At 48.0% G+C, this 18,187-nt stretch carries 21 protein-coding genes; 15 read left to right on the top strand and 6 right to left on the bottom strand.

The window, feature by feature from the left end; all coding sequences use genetic code 11:
• The first annotated feature begins 61 nt into the window (after positions 1–61).
• From P364_RS0117380 to P364_RS0117355, 6 genes are all read left to right on the top strand, one after another.
• Complete coding sequence (locus tag P364_RS0117380) at positions 62–934, top strand: CheR family methyltransferase (protein ID WP_024631362.1); 873 nt, start codon at positions 62–64, stop codon at positions 932–934.
• A gap of 16 nt (positions 935–950) precedes the next feature.
• The gene (locus P364_RS0117375) at positions 951–2,624 is read left to right on the top strand and encodes a response regulator (RefSeq protein ID WP_024631361.1); all 1,674 of its coding nucleotides are present in this window, start codon (positions 951–953) and stop codon (positions 2,622–2,624) included.
• An 86-nt stretch (positions 2,625–2,710) separates the two neighbouring features.
• Positions 2,711–3,049, top strand: a complete 339-nt coding sequence (locus tag P364_RS0117370) for an STAS domain-containing protein (RefSeq protein WP_024631360.1) — start codon at positions 2,711–2,713, stop codon at positions 3,047–3,049.
• 18 nt (positions 3,050–3,067) lie between these two features.
• Positions 3,068–3,520, top strand: coding sequence for an anti-sigma B factor RsbW (rsbW, locus tag P364_RS0117365; protein WP_024631359.1), 453 nt, complete (start codon positions 3,068–3,070; stop codon positions 3,518–3,520).
• Positions 3,517–4,290 (top strand): sigma-70 family RNA polymerase sigma factor, encoded by a 774-nt coding sequence (locus tag P364_RS0117360; RefSeq protein WP_024631358.1) that lies wholly within the window; start codon positions 3,517–3,519, stop codon positions 4,288–4,290. The genes rsbW and P364_RS0117360 overlap by 4 nt, the downstream gene beginning before the upstream one ends.
• Positions 4,291–4,418: 128 nt before the next feature.
• Positions 4,419–5,447, top strand: a complete 1,029-nt coding sequence (locus tag P364_RS0117355) for a magnesium transporter CorA family protein (protein ID WP_024631357.1) — start codon at positions 4,419–4,421, stop codon at positions 5,445–5,447.
• A 24-nt stretch (positions 5,448–5,471) separates the two neighbouring features.
• Here P364_RS0117355 and P364_RS0117350 read toward each other — a convergent pair whose 3' ends face one another.
• The 4 genes from P364_RS0117350 to P364_RS36245 form a co-directional block, all read right to left on the bottom strand.
• On the bottom strand, positions 5,472–5,837 hold the full coding sequence (locus P364_RS0117350; protein WP_024631356.1) for a DUF5665 domain-containing protein: 366 nt from the start codon (positions 5,835–5,837) through the stop codon (positions 5,472–5,474).
• Between the two features lie 83 nt (positions 5,838–5,920).
• Positions 5,921–6,328 carry a YtxH domain-containing protein gene (locus P364_RS0117345; protein ID WP_024631355.1) on the bottom strand — a complete coding sequence of 136 codons (408 nt, stop codon included), beginning with the start codon at positions 6,326–6,328 and terminating at the stop codon, positions 5,921–5,923.
• 64 nt (positions 6,329–6,392) lie between these two features.
• Positions 6,393–6,650 (bottom strand): GlsB/YeaQ/YmgE family stress response membrane protein, encoded by a 258-nt coding sequence (locus P364_RS0117340; protein ID WP_024631354.1) that lies wholly within the window; start codon positions 6,648–6,650, stop codon positions 6,393–6,395.
• Between the two features lie 134 nt (positions 6,651–6,784).
• Entirely contained in the window at positions 6,785–7,480 is a 696-nt protein-coding gene (locus P364_RS36245; protein WP_024631353.1) for a phosphatase PAP2 family protein, read from the bottom strand.
• 179 nt (positions 7,481–7,659) lie between these two features.
• On the opposite strand from P364_RS36245, the gene P364_RS0117330 reads away from it, so the two are divergent.
• Both P364_RS0117330 and P364_RS0117325 read left to right on the top strand, forming a co-directional pair.
• Positions 7,660–8,679, top strand: coding sequence for an asparaginase (locus tag P364_RS0117330; protein ID WP_024631352.1), 1,020 nt, complete (start codon positions 7,660–7,662; stop codon positions 8,677–8,679).
• A 143-nt stretch (positions 8,680–8,822) separates the two neighbouring features.
• Complete coding sequence (locus P364_RS0117325) at positions 8,823–9,548, top strand: pirin family protein (protein WP_024631351.1); 726 nt, start codon at positions 8,823–8,825, stop codon at positions 9,546–9,548.
• Between the two features lie 204 nt (positions 9,549–9,752).
• Here P364_RS0117325 and P364_RS0117320 read toward each other — a convergent pair whose 3' ends face one another.
• A complete protein-coding gene (locus tag P364_RS0117320) occupies positions 9,753–9,977 on the bottom strand; it encodes a DUF1128 domain-containing protein (RefSeq protein WP_024631350.1) in 225 nt (74 codons plus the stop codon).
• 167 nt (positions 9,978–10,144) lie between these two features.
• On the opposite strand from P364_RS0117320, the gene yyaC reads away from it, so the two are divergent.
• From yyaC to P364_RS38260, 5 genes are all read left to right on the top strand, one after another.
• Positions 10,145–10,696 (top strand): spore protease YyaC, encoded by a 552-nt coding sequence (gene yyaC / locus P364_RS0117315; RefSeq protein ID WP_052016667.1) that lies wholly within the window; start codon positions 10,145–10,147, stop codon positions 10,694–10,696.
• 62 nt (positions 10,697–10,758) lie between these two features.
• The gene (locus tag P364_RS0117310; RefSeq protein ID WP_024631348.1) at positions 10,759–11,550 is read left to right on the top strand and encodes an alpha/beta fold hydrolase; all 792 of its coding nucleotides are present in this window, start codon (positions 10,759–10,761) and stop codon (positions 11,548–11,550) included.
• A gap of 236 nt (positions 11,551–11,786) precedes the next feature.
• Complete coding sequence (locus P364_RS0117305; protein WP_024631347.1) at positions 11,787–12,476, top strand: DUF6483 family protein; 690 nt, start codon at positions 11,787–11,789, stop codon at positions 12,474–12,476.
• Between the two features lie 92 nt (positions 12,477–12,568).
• The gene (locus tag P364_RS0117300; protein WP_024631346.1) at positions 12,569–13,846 is read left to right on the top strand and encodes a class I SAM-dependent methyltransferase; all 1,278 of its coding nucleotides are present in this window, start codon (positions 12,569–12,571) and stop codon (positions 13,844–13,846) included.
• Between the two features lie 1,191 nt (positions 13,847–15,037).
• On the top strand, positions 15,038–16,285 hold the full coding sequence (locus P364_RS38260) for an O-antigen ligase family protein (RefSeq protein WP_328285962.1): 1,248 nt from the start codon (positions 15,038–15,040) through the stop codon (positions 16,283–16,285).
• A 207-nt stretch (positions 16,286–16,492) separates the two neighbouring features.
• Here P364_RS38260 and P364_RS0117290 read toward each other — a convergent pair whose 3' ends face one another.
• Positions 16,493–16,840 carry a hypothetical protein gene (locus tag P364_RS0117290; RefSeq protein WP_024631344.1) on the bottom strand — a complete coding sequence of 116 codons (348 nt, stop codon included), beginning with the start codon at positions 16,838–16,840 and terminating at the stop codon, positions 16,493–16,495.
• Positions 16,841–16,999: 159 nt separating this feature from the next.
• On the opposite strand from P364_RS0117290, the gene P364_RS0117285 reads away from it, so the two are divergent.
• Positions 17,000–17,614 carry a DedA family protein gene (locus P364_RS0117285; protein ID WP_024631343.1) on the top strand — a complete coding sequence of 205 codons (615 nt, stop codon included), beginning with the start codon at positions 17,000–17,002 and terminating at the stop codon, positions 17,612–17,614.
• Positions 17,615–17,616: 2 nt separating this feature from the next.
• Positions 17,617–18,186, top strand: a complete 570-nt coding sequence (locus P364_RS0117280; RefSeq protein ID WP_024631342.1) for a thioredoxin family protein — start codon at positions 17,617–17,619, stop codon at positions 18,184–18,186.
• Position 18,187: the final 1 nt, after the last annotated feature.

Genomic DNA, 18,187 nt, shown 5'->3' with positions numbered 1-18,187 from the left:
TGGGTAATGAAAGACAATACATCTAATACGCAAGTAACAAATCAAGAAGTGGAGAGAAAATATGACACCGTGGAAACCTACCGAGGCGGAGGCAGAATCGATCCGCATGCCGCAAGATGAAGAGCGTGAGCTGATCGAGATCGAGTTGCTGTTGGAAGGTATGCACCGTTTATATGGATATGATTTTAGAAACTATGCGTTGCCTTCATTAAAGCGCAGAATCTGGCATTATGCACATGCCGAAGGCGTTAAGACCATTTCCGGGTTACAAGAACGGGTGCTGCATGACCGTTCTGCGTTTGATCGTTTTGTACAGAACTTGTCCATTCCCGTGACGGAAATGTTTCGTGATCCTACGCTTTTCCGAATGTTTCGCGAACAGATTATTCCGATCTTAAGAACATATCCGTATATCCGAATATGGCATGCCGGCTGTTCCACAGGAGAAGAAGTCTATTCCATGGCGATTATGCTGCACGAGGAAGGACTGTACGACAAGGCAAGAATATATGCGACAGATATGAATGATCGCTCTTTGCAGCAGGCCAAGGAAGGCGTATATGGCATCGAGAAAATGAAACTATATACTACAAATTACCTTGAAGCCGGGGGCACACGTGCATTCTCAGAGTATTACACGGCCAAATATAATTCTGTTATTTTTCATCCTTATTTACGCAAAAATATTATTTTTGCCGAGCATAATCTGGCAACAGACCGTTCATTTAACGAGTTTAATGTGATCTTTTGCCGCAATGTCATGATTTATTTCAATGATGAACTGCGGAACCATGTGCACGGACTTTTTCATGAAAGTTTGAGCCACTTTGGCATCCTTGTTCTGGGTTCTAAAGAATCAATACATTTTACGGAATTCAGCGATGCCTACGAGCCGTTAGACCGGACGGAAAAAATATACCGGAAGATTAAATAGGGGGTTAGGCTTAGTCATGGGGCTCAATGAACCAATCCACATATTATTGGTAGATGACCGCCCCGAGAACCTGCTCGCTCTCGAAGCGGTTCTGGAATCGGAACAGTACAAGCTCGTCAAGGCAACCTCCGGGGAAGAGGCACTTCGTTGTTTGCTGAAAGACGAATTTGCGGTCATTGTACTTGATGTGCAGATGCCTGGGATGGACGGTATTGAGACAGCAAAATTAATCAAGGCGCGTGACAAGTCCAAGGACGTGCCGATCATTTTCATCTCTGCCAACAGCAGAGAGGCAGAACACTTATTTGCAGGTTATTCCGCGGGGGCCATTGATTATATGGTCAAACCGTTTATTCCTCAGATTTTGAAGTCCAAAATCGAGGGCTTTGTGGAAATGTTTATCACGAATAAACGTTTGAAAACACAGACCATGCTTTTGCACCAGAAGACGCAGGAATTGGAGAAGATGAATCAGCAGCTCATTCAGGCCAAAGAGGAAGCGGAGATCGCTGCAAACGCGAAGACCGAGTTCCTTGCCATGATGAGTCATGAAATTCGCACACCCATGAATGGCGTTATCGGTATGGTTGATCTGTTGATGGAAACGGAGCTGAAGGAAGATCAGAAGGAATATGTGGACATTGTACGTCGCAGTGCGGATGCACTTGTGACGGTGATTAATGATATTCTTGATTTTACCAAGATGGAATCCGGAAAAATGGAACTGGAAGAGCATCCGTTTGAACTTGTTTCCTGTATTCGTGAAGTACTGAAACTGTTCGCGGCAGAAGCCGGCAAAAAGAATATTGAGCTGGAATATTTCCTGGAAGATTCGGTACCTCAATTGATCTATGGAGATATGGCAAGGCTGCGTCAGGTTCTGTTGAATCTGATTGCCAATGCCATCAAGTTCACGGACCATGGCGGTGTGTATCTGATCGTATCCGTTAATGAAGAAAAGGACGGGCGAATGACGCTGGAGTTTGCTGTAAAAGATACCGGAATAGGTATAGCTCTAGACAAAGTCGACCGCCTGTTCCAGCCGTTTTCCCAACTGGATACATCCATGACGCGCAAGTATGGAGGAACCGGTCTGGGGTTGGCTATATGTAAAACGCTCGTTGAAATGATGGGTGGACAGATATATCTGGATACGACGGAGATGCGTGGAGCAACGTTTGTATTTACCATTCAGGCGCAGCGGTATGTCGAAACTGAGCTCACGAATGGTATGGGGGAAGATCAGCATACGGATATTAAAAATTATGAAATGCATCCAAGCGTATTAATCGTCGATGATCACCCCATTAATCAGAAACTAATGTCCATCATGCTGAGCAAGCTTGGACTCATCGCAGATATCGCCGAAGATGGCAAGAAGGCGCTGGATATGGTGTTGGCCAATCGTAGCTATGATTATATATTTATGGATTTACAAATGCCCGTGATGGATGGATTGGAGTGTACTCGCCGAATTCGTGAGAGCCTTCCTCAAGACCAGCAGCCGGTTATTGTAGCAATGACCGCCAATGTCATGGATGGTATTCAGCAGCGATGTTCCACTGTAGGTATGGACGATTACATCAGCAAACCTGTGAAAATGGGCAATGTGAAACAGAAGTTGTCCCGATTTCAGGAAGAAAGGCGATTGTTCAAATCCAAAACATCGGCCATAAATCAGGCCAATTGAAATATTTGCTAATTCGATTACTGTTTCATATGTGCTGTAGATGGGTTATTAGGTAAAGAAACCATTGATCAGGAGAGAGATGTCTAATGAATACAAACAAAAATGAAAAATTCAATGCAAGAACAGAAACACTGGATGGCGTGTGCACGGTGTATCTGACTGGCGAACTGGATTTGTCAGTTGCTCCTGAATTCCGTTTGGTGATGGAGCCGCTCGTGGATAACAAGGAACAAGATTTGATTATTAACATGCAGGATCTGAAGTACATCGATAGTACAGGGATTGGTATCCTGTTATCTGTTCTGAAAGCACGGCATGGAATGGAAGCTCGCTTTGAAGTACAGGAAGTTCCTGCGCAAATTCAGAAACTTTTTGATATGACGGGTATTGCCAAATTCTTTGTCCCACAGAAGAATTCCCAATAGGAAAGGATCGAAAAAGGAATGAATGCAGAAGTTCAAAGAGTCACCCTTAATTTACCGGCGACAGCTGATTACGTTGATATTGTAAGACTCAATCTATATGGTGTTGCGTCCAAAATGGGATTTTCTTATGAGGACATTGAGGATATGAAGGTTGCTGTATCCGAGGCCTGTAATAACTCTGTACTGTATGCTTACTCACACGAAGGCGGCATGGTAGAGGTTGTGTTCGAAGTCGATAGTGACACGTTGGCCATTACCGTCAAAGATGAAGGTGCCAGCTTCGAGAACATTAACCCGGCGGTATCCCGCGCAGGCCTTCACGACAAAGAACTGTCTGAAGCCCAAATCGGTGGACTTGGATTTTACCTGATGCAAGCTCTGATGGATGATGTCAGTGTGGAAAGTGAGACGGGCAAAGGTACGAAAGTAGTACTCGTAAAACGTCTTGCAAGAAGTGAGGAGAAAGTATGAATGAAAAAGTGACTCCCCCAGAGTCCATGTCTGAAGCTATAGGTTTGATCTGGGAATACCAGCAGACCCAGGATAACGAAATTGCAACAGTTCTTATCCGTAAATATGAACCGATGGTGAAAATGGCAGCAGGTAAAATCGCGCGGAACCGACCCGATCTATATGAAGATTTGTATCAGACCGGGCAGATGGCTCTAATTCGTTTGCTTAAGCAATACGATATCAATCTGGGTATTCCGTTTGAACCTTATGCCATGAAGAGCATGATCGGTCATATGAAAAATTATTTAAGGGACAAGTCCTGGTATATTCAGGTGCCCCGCAGAATTAAGGAAAAGGGAGCACTTGTCCAGCATGCGATTGATGAATTGACAGTGAAGCTGGAGCGTTCACCAGGTGTGAACGAGATTGCAGAATACCTGGATTTAACTCCTGAGGAAACCATCGAAGTTTTGGCTGGTCGGGAATGTTACCACTATGTGTCACTGGATTCTCCGCTTTCACAGGATGAGAGTGCAGCCACATTGGGCGAACTGATCAGTTCAGATGTAAATGACTTCGATTCGGTCGAGAAGCGGATGGACTTGCAGCAGGCATTGGGACAGTTGAAGGAACAGGAACAAAAGGTGCTTATTTTGGCATTTCAGGATGGTCAGTCGCAGCGGGCAATTGCTCAGAAACTGGGAGTATCCCAAATGAGTGTATCCCGTATCCAGAAGCGAGCCACTGAGAAATTAAAACAGATTATGTCGAACGCTTCATTATTATGAGATGCAGATCGGTGATGATATTGAGCACGGCATAAAGAAGGACACGTGATTCCAATGGAATGCATACGTGTCCTTTTTTGGGATCAATGATTTCTTAATGAACAGTATGAATGCAGGAGTGGATGTTAGTGATTGTGGATAAAGTCAAACTGGAAGCGCGTCGGGACAAGGCTACCTATTCAGACCATTGGGAATGGTGGGACTGGGTGGCACCGGATGAGGAAAGTATGGCAGAAGCCTTGGAGGAACTAACGAGCGAATTTCCAGAAATGCAGTACTGGCTTCGCAAAATACCGGCGGTAGAGTCCAATTATCTGTCTGTCCGCTTCATGAACGGCACGGAGCCCGTCATATTCGGGTCATTATTATATGCGGTCAAGAATGAAAGAGACGATCAACGTAAAGATAATCAGATGTTTTTCTATGTGGATCAAGAAAGACTGGTTACCTTGAATGTAGATGACAATACCAGAGGGATTATGAATACAGGTGAACGTGCAGCCATGTTACAACAATGCAATGAAGCCCGGGACGGCATGTTTGTGCTGTTTCGAGCCATCTTGCATTATTACCATGTGGGCATGGATCAATTTGAGATGAACCTGCGTGATTTGGAGCGGACGATGGAATCCCGCAATGCCCGAACGTTGATGGATCAGATTCTTGCTGCCCGATTTGAGTTGCTGTATTGGAGTAACCTGTTCATCCCGTATTCCGAATTGATGGCCGCCGCCAGGGAGGCTTATCTGGACGAGCTGAAGGAGAACCGATTTTTTCAGCAGCTCCAGCACCGGATCGAACGCATGGAGCGTTTGTTCAAACATTATGAGAAAGAGATCGATACGCTGATTTCCATTGATAATGCGATTTCAGGGGTGCGTGGCAATGAGATCATGAAGACATTGACCCTCGTTACCTCGGTATTCACGCCCGCAACGGCTGCTGGAGCCATATGGGGAATGAACTTTGAGAATCTGCCTTGGATCGACAAAACCTGGGGGGTTGTACTTGTCCTTGTACTTATCATCATTAGCATGGTCGGCATGTATGTATGGATGATGATGAAAGGCTGGACAGGGGATCTGCTCAAAGTAAAGTCCTCCCAGCCGTCAGTTAAGGAAACAGAGAAACGTGGCATTGGTAAACGAAGGCAATGACTTGGGAAGCATCACATGCTTCCTTTATTTTTTATAATCTTCAATGTATCCCAATAAGTCAGCAATGTATTGTCCTACAATCGGCATATTCACGAATTGACTAAGAATAAAGGCGAGCAGACCAAGAACAACAAAGGTCCCTACGGTCAAACCCAAACCACGTGCCATACCGGCTGTAAAATTGGTAATGATGCGTTTTTTTGGACTGCTGTAATTTTCGATAATATCCTTGATTTGAGATTTTTCCAGACTGTCAGCAATTTGATCCAGCCTTGTGTTCAGACGTTTTACCTCATGACGCAATTCAAAAGGGTGCTCACTGGTATCATACTGTTGTGCGGGTTTTCCCCCGGTAATGGGCGTATTGCCGTTCATTGTGACTTTACTCATGTTCTTCCTCCTTTAATCTCGCGGTGTGGATAAAAAATAGCCAGCTGGAATACAGCTGGCTATTGGTCACTCGATCACAAGCCTTACAGGCTGGTCGAATTTATTTCTTTACGTGTATCTTCCTTGGCTTCTACAGAAGCAGCAGCCACTTCTTCTGTCGCCTTGGTTGCTTCATTCGCTACATCAGCGGAAGCTTTTCTCACGGAATCCATGACGTCATTACGTCCTTGGTTTACTGTTTTTGCAATATCAGAAGTTTTGGAAGAGACCGTTTTAGCCAGTTCGGAAGCTTTATCACCTACAACTGCTGCAACTTCTTTCGTGCGATCCGTAACGATGCCCACTTTCTCGGAAAGGTCACCACGCAATTCGCGTCCTGGTTTAGGGGCAAAGAGCAGCGCAGCTGCAGCACCCAGCAAACCTCCGATGAAAATACCTTTGGCGAAATTGGAACCGCTTTGTACAGGATATTGCTCTTCTGCTTTATTCATGTCAAATCACTCCTTCTTCAAATTTAAAAAACGGATACGAAACAACGAACACCTTGTTGACCGATCAGGCAGCCTGTCTGAACAGTCTGGACGCAAGCCCCAGCAAGAAGACAAAGAGCGCTGTTCCAATGATGGCAGGAATGACGGCGAAGTTGCCGATGACCGGCCCCCAGTTACCAAGCAAAAGTGCTCCTAGCCAGGCACCGACAAATCCGGCAATCATTGCACCGATGATTCCTCCAGGCATGTTGTGACCGGCAAGTGCATCACCGATTACACCAATAATGACTGCCATCACAATGCTGATAATGATACCCCACATAACAACCGCCTCCTTTATACTTGATGTAGGATGTTGTCTGTTCGCGTTTGCTTACTTCGTATATAAACGCCGTGCTTCCAGGTGAAACAATCAACGTGTGGAGAAATGATATGGAAAATGTAGGATAATGCAATTCAGAAGGAGCGTTTAATCCCCTGAATCATACAGCAGATCCAAGCCAGCCCGGCAGCAAATCCGGTGAAAACATCGGTTGGATAATGTACGCCAAGCATGATCCGGCTAATACCGATCAGGAATATAAATGCCATTCCGCAAAGGACAGGCAGGGCAACTCCAAACAACTGTTGCTGTCTTTCAATCGCCCAGATGACAAATAACATGCCATAAAACCCCATCGAGATCATCGCATGACCGCTTGGAAAACTATATCCATGAACGACCAGCAGATGTTCCAGTTCAGGTCTGCTGCGTCTGAATATTTCCTTCAATAGGGTGTTCAGAATCCACATCATGGCAAAACTGCTGAGTAACGCATATCCATATATGAGGAAACGGGGACGGCGCTGCAGCAAGAAAAGGATTGAAAAACCGACAGCTGCCATGGCAGAAAGGTTAAAAGAGCCGAGCGCAGTAATGAAAGAAATGAAAGGCAGCAGATAAATACGTGATTCCGAGTTCAGATAGACCAGCTGCTGGATACGGTCATCCAATGAAAGGATAGCATCGTTACCAAGCAACGCTCCCAGAGCCGCCAGCAAGAAGACGACCGAAACACTGGCTATCATTCCAACACCAGCCCACTTGAGCAGTGGACGTAATGAATTTTTGCGATTTAACCCGGATGAGGATGAATGCGTTTTGCGCTGCATAAATGAGTGTCTCCTTCAGTGATGGTAGTAGGTAGATAAAGATTGATAAAGGATTACCCGAAATGTCTGTCGAAAAAACTGTAAAAACGTCGCTTTTGTACTATACTATTTAAGATATCCCATGCGGCGTCGTGACGCAAAGCAGAGATGAATTTGGGAGTATAAAGGAGAGAACTCGCATGGAGAGTGCCCTGTTAATTAAAGAATACCGTGCAGGCGTTATGGAATGCGCCCATTACGGACACATAAGCATTACGGATGAGAACGGCAGGATTGTATATTCAGCTGGCGATCCTCATTTTAGAGCGTTTACCCGTTCATCTGCCAAACCTTTTCAGGCCATTCCGGGGATTCGGGCCGGTATTGCCGGGCATTATGGTCTGACAGCTCAGGAGATTGCCATCATGTCTTCCTCGCACCGATCGGAACCGATTCATATTCAGGTGCTGGAGCAGTTGGAAAGCAAAATAGGATTGGGAGAAGAATGCCTCATATGTGCACCAAGTTATCCCCTGAATGAAGAAAGCCGGAATCAATGGCTGCGTGCTCAAGGAGAAAAGCGTCGTATCCTCCACAACTGTTCTGGTAAACATCTGGGCATTCTCGCATACACTCAGATGAAACAGGCTGACTTGGGGAGTTATGCAGAGCCAGAACATCCAGTACAGCGTGAAATTCTGGAGACCATGGCCTACATGGCGGGTATTGAAGAGAAAGAGATTAAACTTGGGACGGATGGCTGCGGCTTTCCGGTATTTTCATTGCCGTTATCGGCATTGTCGAACGCATACTTGAAGCTGGCTTGCCCGGATCTGATTGAAGATCCATCTACACGCTCTGCGGTAGAGAGCATCACTGGAGCCATGAACGAATATCCGCTAATGGTAGGAGGAACCGGACGCGTGGACTCCGTGCTGCTTGAAGACAGCAACATTGTAGCCAAGGGCGGCTTCAAGGGTGTGTTTGGTTTTGCTCTGAAAAAGGAACGCCTTGGAATCACGTTCAAAGTGCTTGACGGTTCGGAAGAAGAATGGGCCTGGATTGCACAATCCATCTTGGAGCAGATTGGATATAGCAATCGAAAAACCATCGAACGACTGGCAGAGGTATATCCACCTGATATTCGGAACGACGCGGGTAAAGTTGTGGGGCGGGCAGACAGCGAATTCAGACTTCACTCACCTGAAGAAAGCGTATAACCTTAAGCAAGGGGCGTGATTAGAATTCCCGGGCCACGGGTAAAGATGACATACCAACTGGTATTGATCTATAGAATTCTAAATATACACGCATGAACTGCTGCGAAGATGTGGCAGCTCTAAACCTTTGGAGGTGGATGAATATGATTAAAGTAGTGACATCGGAAGAAAGGCACACGTCGGATCGAGGTTGGATACACAGTGAATTCAGCTTTTCCTTTGCGGACTATGATGATCCAAGCAATGCCCACTTTGGTTGTCTTCTGGCTCATAATGACAACACACTGATGCCGCAGGAAGGCTTTAAGAGACATCCACATCATGACTTGGAGATTGTTAGTTATGTGATATCAGGTACGTTGAAACATACGGACAGTATGGGAACAGAGCAATTGCTGGAACCGGGAACAGTTCAGGTCATGAGTGCGGGGACCGGGGTCGAGCATTCGGAGACTAACCCCTCTGAGGATGAACCTGTACGTTTTTTACAAATGTGGTTTTTGCCATCCCAGCGCATGCTCAAACCCTCGTATACCAATCGTCGCCTGGAGGATCAGGAGCATCTGAACCGTCTTTGTCCGATTGTATCGGGACAAGGGGGGGAAGCAGCCGAGGGAGCATTACCGATTTCACAGGATGTAACTTGCTATCTATCCCATCTGGAATCCGGCAAAAAATTAATGTACCCTCAACATGAAGACAGGCGTACACATCTCTTCCTGATTAGTGGTCATATCGAGATTGTATGTTCAGATGGTAACTTCAATCTCAAGCCGGGTGATGCTGCACGGATCCGTAAGAGCTGTGATCTGCAAATTACTGGTACAGGCAGCGAGACTGCTGAATTTGTACTGGTAGACTTGCCTTGAGGAAAAGGGTGTAACTTATACCGATGGAATAGGGTTTAAAACATGAAGCAGACTGTCCGGTAAGGATGGTCTTGGAATATAACAACCGCAAGAGGACCTGATTCCACTGTGACGTGGAATCAGGTCCTCTTTGTACGGGTTGATTTACCTTCATAGCTTTACCTTCATAAAAAGAGCCGCTCAAAGTTCTATGAACAATGTCGCCTAGGATTTACGAAGGTTACCCAGTTCGGAAGCGACAGCTTCCACTTCAGAAATACTCAGATGTTCCTTGCCTAGGACCATCTCATACAGGTCAAACAGATCTTCATACTTGTCGAGTGGGAAAGCCGAAGCCTGCATGGCAGCTCCACTGGCCATCCGCAGCTTCGTTTTGATCGCTTCAATCATATATTCCATGTTGGCTGCGCTTGCTTGCGTTAAATCCATCGTTATGTCCATCCCTTCCATATCGGAAACTGTTGTCATTGTATCATGTTTGGACAGGCACAGGCCAATGCTTTTGCGGCGTAACGAAGCATCGGGTAAAATGAGGAATACAACAATAGAGCTTCAGGTAGGGAGTACATGTGTAAAGGAGGGAAAAGAGATTGACAGTGTACAAGCGGGAATTGGTTCGCCATCAAAGCAGGGAAGCCCGCAAAAATGTGCAGGGAGAAGATTTGGTATTATTTTTCAAGCACATCTACCAACTTCATTCACCCGATGAAATTACCTTTGTCTGTATCGGGACGGACCGTTCTACCGGGGATGCACTGGGCCCGCTGACAGGGAGCCTGCTGCAGGAGTACGGAGTGAACCACGTGATCGGGACACTGGCTTCACCCTGCGATGCCGATACGCTGGAGAAGAGGCTGGCGCTTGTCCCGTCCCATCATGCCATCATCGCCATTGATGCTTGTCTGGGTCCAAAACAGGCAGAAGGTACATACTATCTCGCGGAACATGCACTTATTCCGGCCCGATCGGTTGGCGGCAAGCTGCCGCCGGTTGGTCATTACAGCGTGGCTGCTGTGGTGAATGCGAATGGACCGAGACCTTATTCCATTCTTCAGATGACCTCGCTGCATTTCGTTATGGGGATGTCCCGAACGATTGCTGAGGCGGTATCCGAAGCAGTGAAATACAGACAAACGTTTCATAAATGAGTTGCAGGCTTAATAATATACAACTTGAATGAATTTAATTTGCGCAGAGAGAGGGATTTAATATGGAAAAAGTGATGTGTGACGGAACGACGATTTGTTATGCCGAACAGGGTAAGGGAGAAGCACTCATTTTGCTCCATGGATACTGCGGAAGTTCATCCTATTGGGATGAAGTTGTGCCTGAGCTTGCACGCAGCTATCGTTGCATCGTACCCGATCTGCGTGGACATGGCAAAACGGACGCGCCTGTAGGTAGCTATACCATCGATCAGATGGGCAATGACGTATTGCAATTAATGGACGAGCTCAAGGTGGATAAGGCTGTCTTGCTCGGTCACTCTATGGGTGGATATATCGCACTCTCCATCGCACAGCGCCACCCGGAACGATTGAATGCCTTCGGCTTGATTCATTCCACAGCGTATCCGGATACTGAAGAGGGCAAGGAGAAGCGCCTTCGTGCAGTATCTACCATTCAGACGGAAGGCATTGTTCATTTTGTGGATGGGTTGGTTCCCGGTCTGTTTGCACCAGAACATGTGGAATCGCTATCAGCGCAGGTGACACGTGTGAAGGAAATCGGTTACCAGACTGCGCCGCAAGGGGCAACTGGAGCTGCACTGGCTATGCGGGAACGGCCGGACCGCCGTGATGTATTGTCAGCGACACCACTTCCTGTCCTGCTGGTTGCCGGAGAGAAGGATGGCGTCATTCCGCCAGAACGCACATTTACAAGTGACAAGCCACATATTACACAAGCTGTGATTCCTGGAGCAGGACATATGAGCATGTATGAAGCTCCGGAAGAGTTAATTCAGGTCATTAAACAATTTTTGGCGGGATTATCGAAGTAATTTACTGAAACATGAATAGTACCAGATATTTCGCCTTCTTTGCGAAGTGTCTGGGTCTTGCTAAACCCCTGCAACGTTCGCTCAAGAACGGCAGGGGTTTTATTTGTTCAGGTCAGAGCATGGGGGGGCATTCACCATGTTTTGGCTTTTTGTCATGGCATGAATTAAAATGATGAGAATGGATCATGTAAATGAAACTGGAATGTACACGATCGAACGATGAGGGGGCATATAGCATGTTCAGGAAAGATTATCTGCTCCGTATGATGGAGGAAATGACAGAAGCGATCGGCAAGGTATTTACACTCAAACAACAGCGAAAACACACGGAGGCTCTGTCCGAGCTGGACGAGCTGCTGCGCAGGCAGTTTGGCCTGAATTTATCGTTGCTGAACTCACTGCCTGCCGAGGATGTCATTGAGATGTTCCGTTTTCGCGGCGTCATTGAAGTGGACAATCTGCAGCAAGCCGCCAGGCTGATCGAAGAAGAGGCGTACATTTATAATGAAAAGTCCAAAGTAGAGGGCATAGATGATCATGAAAAAATGGAGTCAGAGGATGAAGCACTTATTCGTCTGATGAGATCACTTCATTTTTACCTGTATGCACTGAATCATGGGGCTAATCCGAAGCTGCTGGATGCACCAGAGCGTGTAGAGGGAATATTGGAGCAAACGAAAGCATACGAACTTCCGGCACGAACGGAAAAGCAGCTTGCCCTGTATCGTGAACAACAGGGGCGTTATGATCAGGCAGAGAATAGCTGGTACAGACTGTTGCAGGTAGACGACAGTCATCCCATTCATTATCGGGGTGAGGTGCAGGCTTTCTATGAAAGGTTAAGACAACTGGAAGATGAGCAACTGCAGCAAGGGGGCTTGCCTCGTGAGGAAGTGGAAGAGGGGCTTGCCGAGCTAAATCGTTAAACCCCATGAATACGCACCTTAACTTGGAGAGGGAACGGAATTGTGGTATGGTAACGGTTGACCAAACCAAATCGAAAGTGAGATGTACCCCCGTGGATTCATTGCGAAAGCTTATACAAGACATCTTTGAACAGAATTCGCTGATTACAGCGACCTGGAGCCAGCTGCGCAGACGGGACAATGTCTCGTATACCAAAGTGCAAGTCAAGCCGGTAACGCTCAAGAATCAGTTGCATTATCAATTCGCATTTCATTATACCAACAAAGTGCTGCACGAGAATTTGACTCCGGCTGAAGCGGCAGAACGCATGACTTTGTTATGCGAGGAGACGTTTCGTCAAGGACTGCTCTGTACAGCAGACGCAGATTATCAAATTTTGATCAGCAAAAAATATAAAGTGTCCATCTTGACCAAGTCTGCTTCCAAGACGGCGGTGGACCTCTCGCATAATCGTAAAAAACAATATGTGCTGGAAGATGGAGTTCCAGTCTCTTTCCTGGTCGAGCTGGGAATTATGAGCGAGGAAGGCCGAGTTTTGGCTCGCAAGTACGATAAGTTTAGACAGATCAACCGTTTCCTCGAGATGGTACAGGATGTCATCCCGCATCTGCCGGAGGGCCGTCCACTTACGATTGTTGATTTTGGGTGTGGGAAGTCTTATTTGACCTTTGCTTTATATCACTATTTGTCTGTACAGCAGCGCAGATCGCTCAAGATCATTGGTTTGGACTTAAAAGCCGATGTTATTGAACACTGCAATGATCTGGCAAACAAGTTGCATTACGGTGACCTGAAGTTCCTTGTGGGAGACATCGCTGACTATGACGAGCTGAATGAAGTGGATATGGTCGTGACGCTGCATGCCTGCGATACAGCAACCGATGCTGCTTTGGAGAAAGCCGTTCGTTGGGGGGCTTCCGTCATTCTGTCTGTACCGTGCTGTCAGCACGAGCTGTTTGACCAGATTGAATCCAGCGTGATGAATCCGTTGTTGTCACACGGTATTTTGAAGGAACGTTTCTCCGCATTGGCAACGGACGCCATCCGGGCGAAGCTGCTGGATCTGATGGGATACAAAACGCAGCTGCTCGAATTTATCGATATGGAGCATACGCCAAAAAACATATTAATCCGTGCAGTACGCGGTCAGGCCGGGCAGACAGCTGACATGTGGAATGAATATATCGCATTCCGTGACTTCATTCAGGCAGATCCTTATTTGGAGCGGGCTTGTGCGGACTTGCTTCCAGGTGGTGGCAAGCTGAAAGAAGCTGTGCCGAATGATGGGGCAGATTTGAGTCAAGAGAATTCAAATGGGGAATCCATCCTAGATGTGACCCAAGATGCTAGCAACTGTGATCACTGTTGAATAGTTGATGCAGATCGTCTGCCATCGTCCTTGACGGGACATACTGGTGAGAGGGTCCCGTGAAAACAACATAAGGTGCGAGAGGCATGTAATCAGGCAGAAGACCCTAACGGGAGCTTCTGTCTTTTTTTGTTTTTTAGTTGGAATTTTTGATGAATACGATGACGTGAGAAAGGAGGTAGACGCATGGAGGAAGCAAAATCGGATAAAAAGGTTAAGTGGAGTAAGTCAGATGATGGGGACAGCCTGGACAAGGTGGAACAGTTGAACCCAGCAAATCAGGGGATGACGTTTTCCCGATTATCAGAGCCAGCATTAACGGTAGTGCTTGGTTTAATTTTAGTCGTTTTACTGTTAGCAGGCTGTCTACGCAGGGGATTGTTTTATTTTACGGACGTATACCCCATGGTGCTGATGGCATCAGGCAGCGCACTTATTTGGTTTATTTTGTTCATGATGTGCTTCAATGCACCGAAGACGAGTGGGCAACTAGGGATTGCTCAGTGGTTGGATCACCTCAAACGATTCTATGTGGCTATTATGCAGTACGCTCATCTCCGATGGATGCTTTGGCCCTTGGCTCTGGCAGTCTGGTTGGGCCTGCATGCATGGAGGGGCTCTGTCAGTGTACAGGGAAGCTTGGATGAGATGCTGCGCTGGAGCCTGCTGGCTATATTTGCGTTGCTAACAGCGATGCTGGCTTCGCGCGCGAACGGAGCGCGATGGTTTGCCTGCGGCTGGCAAATGGCAGGCGGCCTGCTTGTGCTAAGCGGCGTGCTTGCCGCGTGCGGTGTGCTGCCGCTGCCTTATGGGGTCATGCGAACCGCTGACCCTGAGATCAGCTCCGCCGGAGCCCGGCTCGGCGGAATGCTGCAGTACCCCAATGCGTACGGCGCCGTTGCCGGCATGTACGCATTGGAGCGGCTGGCTGCCGCCGCGAGAGCTGTAGCCCGGCCATTGTCGGCCGGGCGGCTCATCGCGGCAGTGCTGCCGCTCATGCCCGCGCAAGCCGCGCTCCTGCTGAGCGAGTCGCGCGGCGCCTGGCTGGCGACCGGCTGTGCCGCGGTCGCCGCCTTCGCTTTGCAGCGGCGCGGTGCCCGCCTGCCGCTGCTGCTGGCCACGGCCGCGCCACTGGCGTGCGCGGCCTGGCTCTACCGCCAGCTGGCTGCTGCCCAGCTGGCGCCTGCACCCGTGCCCGGCCTGCTGGCACTGGCCGGGGCTTGGGCAGCTGCGCTGCTCGGCACGCTGCTGCTGTGCCGTTTGTGGCACAGCGGCGCTCGTGCCCGCGCCGCTGCCCTCACGGCCACGGGGCTGGCGGGGATCACCGCCGCAGCCCTGGCCGTGGCCTCCACCGCCGACCGCATGGCGGCTGGTGTCGGCACAGGGCTGTCCCGCCTTCAGATGTGGCGGGACGCCCTGAAGCTCTGGACCGAGGCCCCATGGATGGGCCACGGGGGAGAGACATGGCGCAGCATGTTTCGCGCCATCCAATCCTCGCCTTATGTTGGAGGCGAGGTCCACAACGGCATCCTTGATCTTGCCCTCGATGCAGGCATAATTGGGCTGTTGCTCATCGCTGGCTGGTTCTTTTCCACCCTGCGAACCATGTGGAGGCAGGCTCCTTGGCTGCTGCCTTCGGTTATTGTTTTTGTCCTCCATGGTGCAATGGATTTTGACTGGAGCTTCACCTTTCTCTGGATGATGTTCATTTGGCTGGGGGGCTGGGCACTATCGTCGCAAACTGTACAGGAGGCCGCCGCTTACAAAAAACGGCCCCGCTTTTTCCGTCAGTTGACTCCGTGGCCTCAACTGATACTAGCAGGACTGTTCATCATATTTTGGCTTGGAGGGACAGCCTGGTTTGCTGGACATCAATTGGCGGCAGATCAACAATACCGTCAAGCAATTTCCAATGATGCAGGAAGTGCTGAACGTAAGACGCTGCTTACGGCGGCGTACAAGTTTAACCCCTACAGACCGGATATCGCCATCTCCCTGTCTCGTACGCTTCCTGCGAAAAAGGCTGAATTAATGTTAGTGCAGAGCCTGTCCTATTCACCAGTTTACCCCCAACTCTACGGAGAGCTGGGGCAGTGGGCCGCTCGATCGGGTAGAGGAGAGTCAGCCGGGAACTATTTTGAACAAGCCATAGCCCTCAATCGTTTTGACGCCTCCAGCCAGTCCCTGGCTTTATATTGGATGGAACAGGCATCACGGAGGGAGCTGGCGGCGGGCTATGCTGAGCGAGGAAGGCAGACCGCTTCTGCCGGAGTAAGGTTATACGAACGGTATAGACAGCTGGCTGAAGAAGTGGCGGCAGGGAAGGCGAGAAATGATCGGCGCTTTGGGCTTAATGAAGTCGCATTACGTTATGGGGATAATCTGCTTATCCTTGCTTTTAATCCACTTGCTTCAGAGGTGAGCAGAAAGTATCCCTGAATATCTGGCCTCACGCAACGTCGATGTTGAACTAAATCCATGAAAACGAATGATTCAACATGGAATGGGATAAAAACAATTCACATTTCCACCGAAAGTAGTGGTTTTTTACGGCTTGATTCAGGTTCTATTCAAATTCAACATCAAGCCCTATGTTGCACATAAACTGTTTGGTTACCTGTCCGTTACCTGTCCATTACTCTGAATCTACAGGCGATATCCGCCAAATGCTTCCTTGAAGGCACCTTGCAGCGGTTCTACCTCCACACCCCATAGAGTCGCAATCTCAACGCTGACATCGGCGTTCCACCATTCGCATAATTTTTTGCGATTATCCCGGTTTTCACCGATCCAGAGCAGATTGGTGATGACCTTCCCATAATACAATTCTTCTGCCTGCTTCATCCGTTCTGGGGAGATGTATACCTTTAGCTTTTTGGCTGTTCGATACAGCTCTTTGCTGCATGCCCTTCGGATCCCTCGGGCAGAAGGCAGTTTCTGGCCTGGAGTGCTATGTTTTACCGGGGGAGTACCGGGTGCTGATTTGGGTGACATCTTCTCACGCTCCTCTCCCGATACCATATGCAAACGGCTGTCTGCGGGACACTATCCCAAACGGGTGAAGTAGCAACAGCTACAGGCCTGTGATAAAATAGGGACGAACATCCATGGTGCGAAGGGCACTGCCAATCAGGATGAAGAAAGAGGGTCGAGATGGACGTTATTCATAACATTGTCAATCAATTATTCGATTGGATCCAAAGCCTTGGATACTTTGGAATTATGCTTGGACTAATGCTTGAAGTTATTCCGAGTGAAATTGTACTGGCATATGGAGGTTTTCTCGTTTCACAAGGCCATATTAATTTTTTCGGTGCAATGATTTTTGGTACCGTGGGCGGTGTCATAGCCCAGCTATTTATTTACTGGATTGGCCGTTATGGCGGAAGACCTGTACTTGAACGCTACGGAAAATACATACTGATCCAGAAAAAGCACATCGACCATTCCGAAGAGTGGTTCCGCAAGTATGGGACAGGTGTCATTTTCACAGCGCGTTTTGTTCCAGTCGTAAGACATGCCATATCGATTCCTGCCGGCATATCCAAAATGCATACGGGTCGGTTTATTTTGCTGACAACCCTCGCTGTTATACCTTGGTCTGCATTGTTTATATATTTAGGGATGATACTTGGAGATCAATGGCAACATATCAACGAAAAAGCGGCACCTTATATTATGCCGATTCTGCTCGTTGCTCTGGCACTTATGATTATTTATGTACTTATTAAATGGATGAATGTTCGTAAAAAGAAGGGAAGTGTCTAGTTATGGGAAAACCAAACTTGTCTCACAAATTCGGTAAAGGTCTGCCGCCGAAAGAATTCATTGAGAGCATGACGAAGAACCAAAGTGAGTTTCAGGCAAACTATGACAGCTTTGTATGGCCGAACGAAGATGATCGTGAATTTTTCGAAAGCCTGAATTACCGCGATGATTTACGTGTTTTAATTTTGGCTGCTGACTGGTGTGGCGATGTGGTACGCAATATTCCGGTCGTGTTCCAGGCGTTGGAAATCTCGGGCATTCCGACAGAAGTTCTTATTATGGAAAATCATCCTGAAGTGATGGATGAGTTTCTTACGATGGGCGGACGCTCTGTACCTGTTGTTATTTTTGCAGATACAGGCGGACATGTACTGGGCCAATGGGGGCCTCGTCCGCAACATGTACAAGAGGTTATGATTGAATTCAAACGTCTCAATCCGGACCGTGAAGCGGCAGATTATCAGGATAATTTGGCTGTTGCGCGTCAAGAGATCGGGAAACGTTATGGGGAAGGAACGGAGTCAAATGCAGCCATTATTCGTGAGCTGCGTGAACTGATTTCGGGTTACTGAG

This window comes from Paenibacillus sp. MAEPY2, from assembly GCF_000499205.1.
GTDB classification, from domain to species: Bacteria; Bacillota; Bacilli; order Paenibacillales; family Paenibacillaceae; genus Paenibacillus; species Paenibacillus vandeheii.
Note: the sequence above shows the minus strand (reverse complement) of the source record. Positions and strands in the feature narration are given on the sequence as shown.

Excerpts from the sequence above, each read along its gene's own strand:
- P364_RS0117380 (WP_024631362.1), top strand. The coding sequence starts at position 62 with ATGACACCGTGGAAACCTACCGAGGCGGAGGCAGAATCGATCCGCATG.
- P364_RS0117375 (WP_024631361.1), top strand. The coding sequence starts at position 951 with ATGGGGCTCAATGAACCAATCCACATATTATTGGTAGATGACCGCCCC.
- P364_RS0117370 (WP_024631360.1), top strand. The coding sequence starts at position 2,711 with ATGAATACAAACAAAAATGAAAAATTCAATGCAAGAACAGAAACACTG.
- rsbW (WP_024631359.1), top strand. The coding sequence starts at position 3,068 with ATGAATGCAGAAGTTCAAAGAGTCACCCTTAATTTACCGGCGACAGCT.
- P364_RS0117360 (WP_024631358.1), top strand. The coding sequence starts at position 3,517 with ATGAATGAAAAAGTGACTCCCCCAGAGTCCATGTCTGAAGCTATAGGT.
- P364_RS0117350 (WP_024631356.1), bottom strand. The coding sequence starts at position 5,837 with ATGAGTAAAGTCACAATGAACGGCAATACGCCCATTACCGGGGGAAAA.
- P364_RS0117345 (WP_024631355.1), bottom strand. The coding sequence starts at position 6,328 with ATGAATAAAGCAGAAGAGCAATATCCTGTACAAAGCGGTTCCAATTTC.
- P364_RS0117340 (WP_024631354.1), bottom strand. The coding sequence starts at position 6,650 with ATGTGGGGTATCATTATCAGCATTGTGATGGCAGTCATTATTGGTGTA.
- P364_RS36245 (WP_024631353.1), bottom strand. The coding sequence starts at position 7,480 with ATGCAGCGCAAAACGCATTCATCCTCATCCGGGTTAAATCGCAAAAAT.
- P364_RS0117330 (WP_024631352.1), top strand. The coding sequence starts at position 7,660 with ATGGAGAGTGCCCTGTTAATTAAAGAATACCGTGCAGGCGTTATGGAA.
- P364_RS0117325 (WP_024631351.1), top strand. The coding sequence starts at position 8,823 with ATGATTAAAGTAGTGACATCGGAAGAAAGGCACACGTCGGATCGAGGT.
- P364_RS0117320 (WP_024631350.1), bottom strand. The coding sequence starts at position 9,977 with ATGGATTTAACGCAAGCAAGCGCAGCCAACATGGAATATATGATTGAA.
- P364_RS0117310 (WP_024631348.1), top strand. The coding sequence starts at position 10,759 with ATGGAAAAAGTGATGTGTGACGGAACGACGATTTGTTATGCCGAACAG.
- P364_RS0117305 (WP_024631347.1), top strand. The coding sequence starts at position 11,787 with ATGTTCAGGAAAGATTATCTGCTCCGTATGATGGAGGAAATGACAGAA.
- P364_RS0117290 (WP_024631344.1), bottom strand. The coding sequence starts at position 16,840 with ATGTCACCCAAATCAGCACCCGGTACTCCCCCGGTAAAACATAGCACT.
- P364_RS0117285 (WP_024631343.1), top strand. The coding sequence starts at position 17,000 with ATGGACGTTATTCATAACATTGTCAATCAATTATTCGATTGGATCCAA.
- P364_RS0117280 (WP_024631342.1), top strand. The coding sequence starts at position 17,617 with ATGGGAAAACCAAACTTGTCTCACAAATTCGGTAAAGGTCTGCCGCCG.